Genomic DNA, 13,585 nt, shown 5'->3' with positions numbered 1-13,585 from the left:
GGCCACCGGTAACGTCGCACTTTGCTGCGCAGGATCGAAGAGGTTTCAACTAGCAAACAAGCTCGAACACCTCGATCTGTTCGAAACGGCCTTTGGCTTGCGCCAGTCCAAGAGGCCGAAAACGGAATGCATCTCCCGCTTTTGCGGTGATCGCCCGGCTTGCGAGGATAGAGGTGCCGAACTCCTTGTTCATACCTTCCAGACGGGAAGCAACGTTGACGGTGTCGCCCATAGCTGTGTACTGGCGACGGGTCTGGGCACCAACACTGCCGACAACCGCCGGCCCGGTATGGAGACCGAACCGGGTGATGAATTCCGGGCGTCCCGAGGCCCGGTTGGCCGCATTGAATTCGTCGATCGCCGCCTTTAGCGCCAGGGCGCAACGACAGCCGTTCTGCACGTGCTGAGGATCCGGCACCGGTGCGTTCCACATGCCGAAAATCGAGTCACCCAGATATTGGACGATAACGCCGTTGTGCTGCTCCACGATATCGTTCATCAACTGAAAATAGGACGAGAGCAGCGCAGTAACGCTTTCCGGGGAATACTGCTCCGAAATTGTCGTAAAATCCCGGATGTCGGTAAAAAGCAGGGTGACGTCCTGACGCGAGGCAACCCCGGTTTCGACTTTCCCGGCGCTCACGATCTTGCGTACAAGTTCCCGCGGCACATAAAGAGAAAAATTACGGATTGCGTCACGTGCTGCGGCAAGTGCGTTTGCGAGAATGTTGATCTCGGCGATCATGGAGCGGTAGGCTCCCTGTCCCTTGAAATCCAGATCCCCAATTTGCCTGGCTTCGGCAGCCAGAGAAAAAAGCGCATTGCTGATGAGCCGCGCGACGACGAGCGCTGCCACAATACCCGCAACAAGAACACCACCGGCAATCATCAGCGTCTTGATCAGCAAGCGGTTGCTTGGACCGACAAAATCGTCGACAGGTGCCGCAATGACGAGCGTGTTGCCCTTGAGGAGCCCGGAAAACTCGACCGGCGAGATCTGGGCCATGTATGGCACCCCCGCAACCGAAAAATGCGCCACGCCTCCCCTGGTGCCGGCTTCCGTCAGCAGCAATTGCCTGACCGCGTCGAAGGCCGGATCCCCTGAATACGGTGCAGCAACTTCATCGCGCGAGGTATTGGAAAGCGTTTCGAGGATTAGAGCCATGATCGACGGGTCAGAGTGGACGATCAGGCGCCGGTGATCGTCGAAAACATAGCCACGTGCATGTGTCGATATTGCTTCCTCGTTCAGCAAGCTGCTGATGGTTTCCAGAAGCACGTCTGCGCCCGCCACGACGCGCCTGTCCTTTTCCATGGGCGTGGCGAGCGTCAGGCTCAGTGACTGCGTCGCGGCGGTGACATACGGGCCAACCGAGGCGGGCCCATCTTTTGCAACGGCAGCGCGATACCAGAGCCGTTGCCGAGGATCGTAAGTTACGGTTTTGCTGTCGCGCTCGGCGAGCAGGTTGCCGTTGACATCCAGGAACCGCCAGGCGGACGTCATCCCATCCGCGGATTGCCCAATGGTGATCAGCGCAAATGCTGTGCCGGACGGTGCTGAAAGGACTTGGCTCCATTTCGGATTGGTGAGGACACTGGCTGCCTGAATAAAGGAACCGTCCGGATAGCCGGCATACAGGCTGTCCAGTTTCGGTGACCCCTGCAGCGCCTTCAGCAGGAAGTCGCGCTTTGCGTCGAGCTCCGCCGGAGGCGCCGATACCATTGGAGCCAGGGCGGAGCTTGTCTCGATGGCGGAAAAGCCACTGTCGAAGACGCTGCGATAGTGATCGAGCGCATGCAAGCTCAACAGCCGCATCTTCTCCTGCGCGGCATCGATCGCGGATGACCGCCCATGTTGGTATGTCAGCCACATCAGCGGCGTGCAGACGGTTACGAGCAGGAGTACGATCACGATGCTGAGGTGCAGGCGTAGCGGCTGGGACCAGGGCATCTCGGGATCGCCTTGCGAGGAAGACGCTTTCACTTCCTCCACTTAAGGCCACCCTGTCTAAGTCTTGTGGCGTCTTTGCCCTTGGTCATTTCTGAGGTCGCCGTATTCGTTCACGGCCTTATCTTTCACCGATTTCGCGCCTGAGCAAGATGGATCGGCCACAGCTTCTCAGGCGTTCTTCGCAGTGGCAAATGTTATGCTCGCGTCACTCACAATAGCAACGTGCGAATAGGCTGCCTGACCGGCTGCCGCCACATCTCCACGCATGATCGCCGTCACGATGGCATCGTGTTCGTCATAGGATTTGGCCAGGCGCCCGGGCAGGCGGAACTGCGCCCGGCGGAACGGCGCCAGTCTTGCGCGGGTTTGCGTCACCAATTCGAAGATGTGCTCGTTATGGGCGCCACGATAAAGGCGAGTGTGAAACTCCGTGTTGTGCGCAGCATAGCCTTCCTCGGCTCCAGCGTGCACCAGCTTTGCCGAGGCCCGATGCTCGAGTTCGAGGGAGCGCCGCTCATCGACCGTCATGCGTTCGGCCGAAAGCCGTGCGCAGATGGCCTCCAATTCCGACATCGCCTCGAACATCGAATGCAGATAGGCCTCCGTCACGTTCGCGACGACGGCACTGCGGTTGGGCTCACGATCGACCAGCCCCATGGCGCCAAGTTCGCGCAGCGCCTCCCGGACCGGCGTGCGCGAGACATCGAAGCGGGCGGCCAGCGAGATCTCATCCATCCTCTCGCCGGGGACGAAAAGGCCGGTCACAATCATATCCGCGATGGCGCGAACCATCTGCTCGACGGTCGTGCCCGCCCTGATTACCTGCCTGCGCTTGATCTCTGTCACGATCCTGATTCTTGCTGCGTCAACTGCATACAGATGCGGCCAGTTGCCAGACAAGTCAATTATCTTCTTGTTTCTAGAGGCATTGCGTTGCCCCAGCGAGCTTTCCTGAAGGGCCAGACGACAAGAGAATGAGTGAATAGTAATCATAGATTAAAATTTGATCATTCCGGCGGTAAAACTGCATACAGTTTAGACAAGCAAAACAGTGCTGCTAATATTGGTGCGATAAATCAAGCACTTAGAATATGGCACGGTCATTGCATACACTTTTCTGCACCGTTTTTTCGAACCGGCCCTGGCCGCAAGGAGCATTCCTATGACCAAACTCCTTTCCATGAACCGCCGCCACTTCCTGCAGGTTTCCGCCGCCGGAGCACTCGCCTTGACGCCAGGCCTGCTGTCGGGCCGCGCTCTCGCCCAGGCCGCACTCACCGTCGGCTTCATCTATGTCGGCCCCAAGGACGACTACGGCTACAACCAGGCCCATGCCGAAGGAGCGGCGGCGCTGAAGGCCCTGCCGGGCGTCACGATCGTTGAAGAAGAGAATGTCCCCGAAACCGTCGATGTCCAGAAGACGATGGAGTCGATGATCAACCTCGATGGCGCGACGCTGATCTTCCCGACCTCGTTCGGCTACTTCGAACCACATATGCTGGCGATGGCGGCAAAGTACCCGGATGTGCAGTTCCGCCATTGCGGCGGCCTCTGGCAGGAGGGCAAGAACCCTGCAAACACGGGTTCGTATTTCGGCTATATCTTCCAGGGCCAATACCTGAACGGGGTCGCGGCCGGCTACACGTCGAAAAGCAAGAAGCTAGGCTTCGTCGCGGCCAAGCCCATTCCGCAGGTGCTGCAGAACATCAACGCCTTCCTGCTCGGGGCGCGCTCGGTCGATCCGTCGATCACCTGCCAGGTCATCTTCACGGGGGAATGGTCGCTTGCCGTCAAGGAGGCCGAAGCGACCAACGCGCTGATCGACCAGGGTGCGGATGTTATCACCTGCCATGTCGACAGCCCGAAGGTTGTTGTCGAGACGGCAGCCGGTCGCGGCGCCTTCGTGTGCGGCTACCACGCAAACCAGAGCCCGCTGGCGCCTGAAAAATATCTGACCGGCGCCGAATGGGCGTGGGGCAACGTCTACACCGATTTTGTCAAGAAGGCCCAGGCCGGCGAGAAGCTCGGCAATTTCGTGCGCGGCGGCCTCAAGGATGGCTTCGTCAAGATGAGCCCGCTCGGACCTGCCGTGCCAGCCGAAGGACGGACGAAGTTCGACGCAACGCTCGCCGAGATGATGACGGGCAAGTTCTCCGTCTTCAAGGGGCCGATCAAGGACAACAAGGGCAACGTCGTCGTCACGCCCGACAAGAGCTATGCCGAAGATGCCATCGAGCTCGAGAGCATGGCGTATCTCGTGGAAGGCGTCGTCGGATCCACGGCCTGACCCGGAGGGAGACGCGTCATGACAGTCGAGGCGAATACCTCAGCAATAGCCATCGCTTCCCAACGATCGTCCGTAGTGAGACCCATCCTTGAGTGGGTCGCACGGCGCGCCGAACCTGTCGTCATCAGTTGCGGCGCGATCCTGATCGGGCTGGCGCTCTTCTCCATCTTCATTCTCGTGATCGGCAAATCGCCGGCCACCTTGTTCCAATTGATGTACACAGGCGGTTTCGGCAGCTGGTTCTCGATCCAGAACAGCCTCAGCCGGGCCGCCCCCCTCCTCCTGACCGCGCTTTGCGTCGCCTTGCCGGCGCGTCTCGGGCTCGTCATCATCGGCGGCGAGGGCGCGGTCGTATTGGGTGGCGTTGCTGCGGCGGCGGCCGCATTGCCGTTCGTCGGCACGCTGCCCGCCTTCCTCGTTCTGCTGCTGATGGCGGCGGCGGCGATGCTCGTTGGCGGCATCTGGATCGGTCTTGCCGGCTTCCTGCGGCACTATCGCGGGGTCAACGAGACCATTTCTTCGCTGCTGCTCGCCTATATCGCCATCGCCCTCATGAACCAGTTCGTCGAAGGGCCACTGCGTGATCCGGCGAGCCTTAACAAACCCTCCACCACCCCCCTGCCCGCCGAATACATGCTGGGCAAGATACCCGGAATGGATGTGCACTGGGGGCTCGCAATCGGCGTCGTCGCCTGCATCATCTCGTGGGTGCTGATCGAGGTCACGAGCTATGGCTTCGCGGCGCGCATCGCCGGCGGCAATGTTCGCGCCGCACAGATACAGGGGTTGCCGGTCGGCCGCCTGATCGTCGGCTTCACGGCGATCGCCGGCAGCTTCGCCGGCCTTGCCGGCATGATCGAGGTCGCCGCCGTCCAAGGCAGTGCCAATGCCTCGCTGGCGGCGGGTTACGGCTATACCGGCATCCTCGTCTCCTTCCTGGCGCGGCACAATCCACTGGCGATCATTCCGGTCGCCATCCTGCTCGGCGGCATCGATGCGTCGGGCGGCCTCATCCAGCGCCGGATGGCTTTGCCTGACGCAACGGTCCTGGTGCTGCAAGGCACGCTCTTCGTCGTCATCCTCTTTTGCGAGACCTTCTACGGTCGCTTCAAGATCTTCAATCCCGACCTCTGGAAAAGGAGCCCATGATGGAAGCGAGCGGCATCGGCATCTGGGGTGTACCCCTCGCCATCTTTGCGGGCGCGATCCGTGTCTCGACGCCCTTCATCTTCGTCAGCCTCGGCGAGACCATCACCGAACGCTCTGGCCGCATCAACCTTGGCCTCGAAGGTACGCTGGTCTTCGGTGCCATGACGGCCTATGCGGTCGCCGTGCTTACCGGCTCGCCCTGGCTCGGCGTGCTGGCGGCCATGGGCTCGGGCACCGTCTTCGGCCTCGTGCACGGATGGATCTGCAAGTGGCCGAAGGTGAATGACATCGCGATCGGCATCGCCATGATGCAATTCGGGCTGGGACTGGCCTTCTTTCTCGGCAAGCCCTTTATTCAGCCGGCAGCACCGCATCTGCCGTCGATCCCGCTCGGTGCGTGGTCCAACCTTCCGCAGGTTCAGGCGGCACTGAACATCAATGTGCTCTTCATCGTGGGGGGCGCGCTGGCACTCTTCCTGTGGTGGGGGTTCAAGAACACCCGTGTCGGTCTCGTATTGCGGGTTGTCGGCGACAGCACCGATGCGGCACGTGCGATGGGGATCAATCCGGATCGTGTCCGGCTGCTCGCCACCGGCGTCGGTGGATCGCTCGCCGCCTTGGGCGGGGCCTATCTCTCGCTCTACTACCCCGGTTCCTGGAACGAAGGCATTTCTTCCGGACAGGGCCTGATGGCGGTGGCGCTGGTGATCTTCGCGCGCTGGAACCCGATTGGCTGCTTCCTGGCCGCCCTTCTCTTCGGCGGCGCCGGCGCACTGGGTCCCGCCTTGCAGTCGGTCGGCGTCACGCAGGGCTACTACCTGTTCTATGCAGCTCCCTACGTGCTGACGCTCGTCATCCTCATTGCCACGTCCTCACCAACACGTTCGCTTGCCGGTGCCCCCGGCGCGTTGTCGCTCACGAAATAGGGGATCTGCCATGAATGGTCTCGGCGGCCTTAACAAATCGGAACATGGCGTCGGTATCGGCCTGGTCCAGCTTCAGCTTCCTGTCACGGTCACCAGGGAGGACCTTGCAAGGCAGACCAAGGTTATCGTCGACCTCGTTGGCAAGGCCCGTCGCAACCAGGCAGGCATGGATCTGGTCGTCTTCCCCGAGTACGCGCTGCATGGCCTGTCGATGGACATCAATCCCGAGATCATGTGTTCGCTCGACGGGCCGGAGGTTGCTGCCTTCAAGAATTCCTGCCGCGAAAACCGCATCTGGGGCTGTTTCTCGATCATGGAATTCAATCCGGATGGGATGCCGTACAATTCGGGCATCGTCATCGACGACAGGGGCGAACTGAAACTCCATTACCGGAAGATGCATCCATGGGTGCCGGTCGAGCCCTGGGAGCCTGGCAACTTCGGCATTCCGGTGATCAAGGGACCGAAAGGTGCGAAGCTCGCACTGATCATCTGCCATGACGGGATGTTTCCGGAGATGGCCCGGGAGTGCGCCTACAAGGGTGCCGAGATCATGATCCGGACAGCGGGCTACACCGCTCCGATCCGCGACAGCTGGAAGTTCACCAACCAGTCAAACGCCTTCTGCAATCTGATGGTGACCGCCAGCGTCTGCATGTGCGGTTCGGACGGCACGTTCGACTCCATGGGCGAAGGCATGATCTGCAATTTCGACGGCACGATCATCGCCCACGGCACGTCCGGTCGCCCGAACGAGATCATCACCGCCGAGGTCCGCCCCGACCTGGTGCGTGAGGCGCGGCGCAGCTGGGGCGTCGAGAACAATATCTACCAGTTCGGCCATCGCGGTTATGTCGCCGTCGCCGGCGGCGCGGGGGACGCGCCTTACAGCTACATGCACGATCTCATCGCGGGCCGGTACCGGTTGCCCTGGGAAGATGAGGTCAAGGTCGTCGACGGCACGTCCTGCGGCTTCGACAAGCCGGCGCGAGGCTATGGCGAAACTTTCAAACTTGCGGGCGAATAGGAGAATTCGATGGATGCGTTGGTCGAAGCCAGGGGACACTACATCAATGCCGATCCCTATGCCTGGCCCTACAACGGCGCGCTGAGGCCGGACAACACGGCGCTCATCATCATCGACATGCAGACGGATTTCTGCGGTCCAGGCGGCTACGTGGATCATATGGGTTATGATCTTTCGCTCGTGCGCGCACCGATCGAGCCGATCAAGAGAGTCCTTTCCGCCATGCGCGCCAAGGGCTATCACATCATCCACACCCGGGAGGGGCATCGGCCCGATCTCGCCGACCTGCCGGCGAACAAGCGCTGGCGCTCGCAGCGTATTAACGCTGGCATCGGCGACGCCGGCCCTTGCGGCCGCATCCTCGTTCGCGGAGAGCCGGGCTGGGATATTATAGACGAGCTGAAACCGATCGAGGGCGAGACGATCATCGATAAGCCCGGCAAAGGCTCTTTCTGTGCCACGGATCTGGAGTTGATCCTCAACCAGAAGCGGATCGAGAACATCATCCTGACAGGCATCACCACCGATGTCTGCGTTCACACGACGATGCGCGAGGCCAACGATCGCGGCTTTGAGTGCCTGCTGCTCGAGGATTGCTGCGGCGCCACCGACTATGGCAACCACCTCGCAGCCATCAAGATGGTGAAGATGCAAGGCGGCGTGTTCGGATCTGTGTCCAACACGGCTACCCTGATCGAGGCCCTTCCCTGATGCCCTCCTTGCGTGCTCATGTCTTTCGCGTCCCGGCAGGCAGTCCAGATGATGTTTCCGGTGTCGAAGCCCTGTTTGCCGGCCGAACTGACGCTTCCGACGTGGTTGCCGTGCTTGGCAAGACCGAGGGCAACGGCTGCGTCAACGACTTCACCCGCGGCTACGCCACACGCAGCTTCGAGCGGCTGTTCGATGAACAGAATGTAGAAGGCGTCTCAATCGTCATGTCCGGCGGCACGGAAGGCGCGCTCTCTCCTCACTGGACCATCTTCACGCGCAAACAGGTCGAGGAGCCCGGAGAAGGGGCTCTGGCAATCGGCGTGGCGCGTACCCCTGCCCTGCCGCCTGAACAACTCGGCAGGCAAGAACAGGTCCGCATGGTGGCGGTGGCGGTTAAAGCCGCCATCCGGGATGCCGGGATCGAGGACACCGCCGATGTCCACTTCGTACAGATCAAATGCCCGCTGCTGACCACTCAGCGCATTGCCGATGCGGAAGCAGCCGGAAAGACGACGGCGACACGCGACACGCTTAAATCAATGGCGCTGTCACGCGGCGCGTCGGCACTTGGCGTTGCCGTTGCACTTGGCGAGGTGGATATCGACGCCATCGACGACAGTGACATCTGTAGCCGCTTCGATCTCTATTCCCGATGCGCCTCGGCTTCTTCAGGCGTCGAGCTCTTGGATCATGAGGTCATTGTACTCGGCATGAGCGCAAATTGGTCCGGGCCTCTCACCATCGACCATGCCGTCATGCGGGACGCGATAGACACTGGATCCGTCCGCGCTGCCTGGGATCGTCTGCCGGCGGAAGGAAGGCTCGCGGCCGTGCTGGCCAAGGCCGAACCGGATCCGTCCGGTCACGTTGGTGGCAGGCGCCATACCATGCTGAACGATTCCGATATCGCCGGCACACGCCATGCCCGCGCATTTGTGGGCGGCGTGCTCGCCGGCGTCTTCGGCATGACCGACTTATACGTATCGGGCGGTGCCGAACATCAGGGACCGCCAGGTGGCGGGCCGGTCGCAATTATCGTCGAAAAAGGAGACCGGAAGTGAGTATCGTACGCGACACGCCTCTTCCCCAGGCTGGCAAGGCCGTCGGCATCCAGACGCTCGACATGACGATGCGGTTTGCCAGCTTTACGGCGCTCGACCACGTATCGATCGATATCCCGGCCGGAACCTTCCATGCGCTCCTCGGCGAGAACGGCGCCGGCAAGTCAACGCTCGTCAAGTGCATCATGGGCTTCTACCATCAAACCTCGGGTTCGCTCTCGGTCGATGGGCGCGAAGTGGCGATCGCCTCTCCCAGGGATGCGGCAACCTATGGGCTCGGCATGGTCTACCAGCATTTCACGCTGGTGCCGTCGCTGACGGGCGCCGAAAACCTCGTCATCAGCCGGGCTGCCGTGCCGGCGGTGATCAACTGGGCCAAGGAGCGTAGGGATCTTGCAGCCTTCATGGAGCACATGCCGTTCAAGATTCCGCTCGATCGCCCCGTCAGCGAGCTGGCCGCTGGCGAAAAGCAGAAGCTCGAAATCGTCAAGCAGCTCTATCTCGGCCGCAGTTTTCTGGTGCTCGACGAACCGACATCCGTGCTGACGCCAGCCGAGGCGGACGAAATGCTCGGACTGGTGCGCGGCATGACGGATCGCGGCGAGCTGACCGTGCTGATGATCTCACACAAGTTCCATGAGGTTACGAAGTTCGCCGACGCGGTTTCGATCCTGCGGCGCGGCAAGCTGGTCGGCGGCGGAGGGGTCGACCAGCTCTCGACCGCAGAGATGGCATCGATGATGATCGGCGACGTCAAGCTCGCCCAGCTCGATACACGCGTGCCAGTGTCTGAGATGGCAAAGCCTGTTCTCAAGGTGGATAAGGTCAAGGCACCGGATCGCTCGGGGTTGAAAACCATAGAAATCGAGACGCTGACGGTTCGCTCCGGCGAAATCGTCGGTATCGCCGGCATATCGGGCAACGGCCAGAAGGAGCTGACGGAGATCCTGGCCGGCCAGCGGCCGACCGAGGTGGGCAGCGTGCTTGTCAACGGCGACGCCTACGGGGCGACCCGGCCGGAAACGCGCCGGAACAATGTGCGCTTCATTCCCGAGGAGCCCCTGCACAATGCCTGCGCGCCGCGCATGACGGTCAGCGAAAATCTTGCCTTCCGTACATTCGATCTTAAAAACGACGGAAAAGATGCGATCTGGCTCAACAAGGGCAGGATGAAGAAGCGGGCGACGGATCTGATCGCCGATTACAAGGTCAGGACCGCCTCCTCCGCCTCGCCGATCGCAGCCCTTTCCGGCGGCAATGTGCAACGCGCGGTGTTGGCGCGTGAACTGACTGGCGAAGTCGATCTCCTGATCGTCGCCAATCCTTGCTTCGGCCTCGATTTCTCAGCGGTGGCGGAAATCCGCGCCCGCATCATGAAGGCGCGCAACTCCGGTGCGGCCGTGCTGCTGCTGTCGGAGGATCTCGACGAACTGTTGGAGATGTCCGACCGGATCATGGTCATCTCGGACGGAAAGCTGGTCTACGAAACCCCGGCGCGCGCGGCCGACATCTCGGTCATCGGCGCGCATATGGCAGGACATCACTGATGGCAGACATCAAGGCACAGCCTTTTGCCTTTCCGGCCAGGCCCGACCAACTGGCGCTGATCGTCATCGACATGCAGCGTGACTTTGCCGAGCCAGGCGGTTTCGGCGCAAGCCTCGGCAACGATGTCAGCCGCATCACCAGGATCATTCCCGATGTCAAACGGTTGATTGAGGGATTTCGCGAGGCCGGCCTGCCTGTCATTCACACCATGGAGTGCCACAAGCCGGATCTTTCCGATCTGCCTCCCGCCAAGCGCAACCGCGGCGCTCCAACCCTTCGGATCGGCGATGACGGGCCGATGGGACGGATCTTGATTGCCGGAGAGGCTGGCACGGCGATCCTGGCGGAGCTTGCCCCCGTCGACGGCGAAATCGTGATCGAGAAGCCGGGCAAAGGCGCATTCTACGCGACCGAACTCGGCGACATCTTGAAAGCGAGGGGCATCAGCCAGCTTGTCTTTGCCGGCGTCACAACCGAGGTCTGCGTTCAGACGACCATGCGCGAAGCCAATGATCGCGGATACGAATGCCTTCTCGCCGAAGAAGCAACCGAGAGCTATTTTCCCGAATTCAAGGATGCCGCCATCGCCATGATCCGCGCCCAGGGCGGGATCGTTGGATGGACTTCACATGTGGACGACATATTGGAGGCGATTGGTCATGCCTGAGACTACACGCGAGCTTCTGACGCTAGGGGGCTGGAAAGAGCTAACTTTCTCTCCATTTCGTGAGGACGTTACGATCCACTGGATCCGCGCTTTCGAAAACGATCAGCCGGGGGTCGCCCTTTTGAAATACGAGGCCGGAGCCTCCGTACCGCGGCATCGACACGAGGGGCTCGAAACCATCCTGGTCCTGGAAGGCACACAATCCGATGAGGCCGGCGACTATGGGCGCGGCAGCTATGTCGTGAATGCGGCTGGAACCGAGCACTCCGTCTGGAGTGACACCGGTTGCGTGGTGCTGATCCAATGGGATCGGCCCGTAAGGATACTGGAAGAGGAAATAGCATGACCGGCGCACCGGCTTTCGACATCGCATCGCTGCACGCATTCTACGCTTTGGGTGGAACCCCCGACACGATCATTGACCGGGTGTTTGCGCGCCTGGCCGAAGTCAACGATCCGGGCATCTTTCTTCATCTCTCAGATCGCGAGGCGCTGCTTGCCGAGGTGGAAGCGCTGGGGCCGTTTGATGCCGAGGCCAAGCCGCTCTGGGGCATCCCCTTTGCCGTGAAGGACAACATCGATGTCGCCGGCATGCCGACAACGGCTGCCTGCCCTGACTATACCTATGTAGCGGCTGTTGATGCGACTGTCGTTCGCTTGCTCAAGCAGGCAGGGGCGCTCGTCATCGGCAAGACAAACCTCGACCAGTTCGCAACGGGCCTCGTGGGCATCCGCTCGCCCTACCCGATCCCTCGCAACGCCATCGACGCCAACCTCGTTCCCGGCGGCTCCAGCTCCGGCTCGGCCGTCGCCACCGCCCAAGGGATCGTCAGTTTCGCGCTCGGAACGGATACGGCCGGGTCCGGCCGGATCCCCGCAGGACTTAACAACATCGTCGGCCTCAAGCCGAGCGTCGGCGCCCTTTCGACAGCGGGGGTCATACCGGCCTGCCGCACGCTCGATTGTGTTTCCATTTTCGCCCTTACCGTCGATGATGCATGGCGTGTCTTCGACACCACCGCACGCTACGACGCGGCGGATGCTTACTCGAAGGACATACCCGCATCCGGCTATGGCTCGCTTCCGCCGGTCCTGAGCATCGGGGTTCCTGCAAAGGCAGACCGCCAGTTCTTTGGCGACGCCCGCATGGAGGCATCGTACGAGAGCGCGCTCGCGATGCTGACGATGCTCGGCCATCGCGTGGTCGAAGTGCCGTTCGGAGATTTCTACAAGGTTGCGAATCTGCTCTACGAAGGCGCCTGGGTGGCGGAACGCTATGCCGCGGTGAAGGCATTCTTCGATGCCAACGAAACGAGCTTCCATCCGGTCACACGCAAGATCTATGGTGGCGCGAAGGCACTGAGCGCGGCCGATGCCTTCAACGGTCTCTACGCCCTGCAGGCTCTGAAGCAGACAGTGCAGCCGCTCATCGACACTGTCGACGTCTTCTGTGTGCCGACGGCCCCGAGCCATTATACGCTGGCCGACCTTGCTGCCGAACCGATCCGCGAGAACTCGCGGCTTGGGACCTATACCAATTTCGTCAATCTGCTCGATATGTGCGGGATCGCCGTGCCGACTGGCAGGCGTGGCGACGGCCTCCCGGCGAGCATGACCCTGCTGGCACCATCCGGCCGGGATGGCCTGGCGGCGTCCCTTGCCCGAGAGATCCACCAAGCAGCGGGTGTCAGTCTGGGAGCGACAAGCTGGTCTCTGCCACCGGCCTTTCCGAAACCGGCGAGAATTGATGAGGATGGGATGATCGATCTCGTTGTCGTCGGTGCGCATCTCTCCGGCATGCAACTAAATGTCCAACTGCGCGACCTCGACGCCGTTTTCTCTCGGCAGGCGCAGACATCGGATGCCTACAGGCTCTATGCGCTTGCCGGCCAGGTGCCCGCCAAGCCGGGGATGATCCGTGTCGAGGCCGGCAGAGGCGGCCGCATCGACGTGGAAGTCTGGCGCTTGACGCCCGCTGCCTTCGGGCAATTCGTGGCGGCAATACCCTCGCCGCTTGGAATCGGCTCAATCAGTCTGTCAGACGGAACTGTGGCAAAAGGCTTCCTTGTCGAGGCCGCAGGGATAACAGGGGCCACCGACATCACCAGCTATGGCGGCTGGCGCAACTATGTGGCGGCGGACACCGACCGGAGAGCGCGAAGCGCAGGCTGATCAATCCCGGCAATTGCGGATCGCAGAGCCTGGGAGTTCTCACCCATCTGTTACGGCAGCGCCAACTGCCAAGATAACCGGCTGCG

Annotated in this window: 12 protein-coding genes; 10 read left to right on the top strand and 2 right to left on the bottom strand. The window is 61.4% G+C overall.

Going from position 1 to position 13,585, the window contains the following annotated elements; all coding sequences use genetic code 11:
• Positions 1-49 precede the first annotated feature (49 nt).
• Together AC1DPR_RS06495 and AC1DPR_RS06490 are read right to left on the bottom strand one after the other, a co-directional pair.
• On the bottom strand, positions 50-1,951 hold the full coding sequence (locus tag AC1DPR_RS06495; protein WP_477815951.1) for an adenylate/guanylate cyclase domain-containing protein: 1,902 nt from the start codon (positions 1,949-1,951) through the stop codon (positions 50-52).
• A gap of 168 nt (positions 1,952-2,119) precedes the next feature.
• A complete protein-coding gene (locus AC1DPR_RS06490; RefSeq protein WP_018855625.1) occupies positions 2,120-2,797 on the bottom strand; it encodes a GntR family transcriptional regulator in 678 nt (225 codons plus the stop codon).
• A 316-nt stretch (positions 2,798-3,113) separates the two neighbouring features.
• On the opposite strand from AC1DPR_RS06490, the gene AC1DPR_RS06485 reads away from it, so the two are divergent.
• The 10 genes from AC1DPR_RS06485 to atzF are packed head-to-tail and all read left to right on the top strand — an operon-like array spanning position 3,114 to position 13,499.
• Positions 3,114-4,238, top strand: a complete 1,125-nt coding sequence (locus tag AC1DPR_RS06485) for a BMP family ABC transporter substrate-binding protein (RefSeq protein ID WP_477815950.1) — start codon at positions 3,114-3,116, stop codon at positions 4,236-4,238.
• Positions 4,239-4,256: 18 nt separating this feature from the next.
• Entirely contained in the window at positions 4,257-5,387 is a 1,131-nt protein-coding gene (locus AC1DPR_RS06480) for an ABC transporter permease (RefSeq protein WP_477815949.1), read from the top strand.
• Entirely contained in the window at positions 5,387-6,313 is a 927-nt protein-coding gene (locus AC1DPR_RS06475; protein WP_026371563.1) for an ABC transporter permease, read from the top strand. The genes AC1DPR_RS06480 and AC1DPR_RS06475 overlap by 1 nt, the downstream gene beginning before the upstream one ends.
• Positions 6,314-6,323: 10 nt before the next feature.
• Positions 6,324-7,340, top strand: a complete 1,017-nt coding sequence (locus tag AC1DPR_RS06470) for a formamidase (protein WP_477815948.1) — start codon at positions 6,324-6,326, stop codon at positions 7,338-7,340.
• Positions 7,341-7,349: 9 nt separating this feature from the next.
• On the top strand, positions 7,350-8,051 hold the full coding sequence (gene biuH, locus AC1DPR_RS06465; protein ID WP_477815947.1) for a biuret amidohydrolase: 702 nt from the start codon (positions 7,350-7,352) through the stop codon (positions 8,049-8,051).
• The gene (gene atzD / locus AC1DPR_RS06460; protein ID WP_477815946.1) at positions 8,051-9,112 is read left to right on the top strand and encodes a cyanuric acid amidohydrolase; all 1,062 of its coding nucleotides are present in this window, start codon (positions 8,051-8,053) and stop codon (positions 9,110-9,112) included. Before biuH ends, atzD begins: the two co-directional genes overlap by 1 nt.
• Positions 9,109-10,659 (top strand): ABC transporter ATP-binding protein, encoded by a 1,551-nt coding sequence (locus AC1DPR_RS06455; RefSeq protein ID WP_477815945.1) that lies wholly within the window; start codon positions 9,109-9,111, stop codon positions 10,657-10,659. Before atzD ends, AC1DPR_RS06455 begins: the two co-directional genes overlap by 4 nt.
• Positions 10,659-11,327, top strand: coding sequence for a cysteine hydrolase family protein (locus AC1DPR_RS06450; protein ID WP_018855617.1), 669 nt, complete (start codon positions 10,659-10,661; stop codon positions 11,325-11,327). Before AC1DPR_RS06455 ends, AC1DPR_RS06450 begins: the two co-directional genes overlap by 1 nt.
• On the top strand, positions 11,320-11,673 hold the full coding sequence (locus tag AC1DPR_RS06445; protein WP_018855616.1) for a cupin domain-containing protein: 354 nt from the start codon (positions 11,320-11,322) through the stop codon (positions 11,671-11,673). The genes AC1DPR_RS06450 and AC1DPR_RS06445 overlap by 8 nt, the downstream gene beginning before the upstream one ends.
• Positions 11,670-13,499, top strand: coding sequence for an allophanate hydrolase (atzF, locus tag AC1DPR_RS06440; protein WP_477815944.1), 1,830 nt, complete (start codon positions 11,670-11,672; stop codon positions 13,497-13,499). Before AC1DPR_RS06445 ends, atzF begins: the two co-directional genes overlap by 4 nt.
• Positions 13,500-13,585: the final 86 nt, after the last annotated feature.

The organism is Rhizobium sp. 01T417, assembly GCF_056398905.1.
This window is presented reverse-complemented; position numbering and strand designations above follow the sequence as displayed.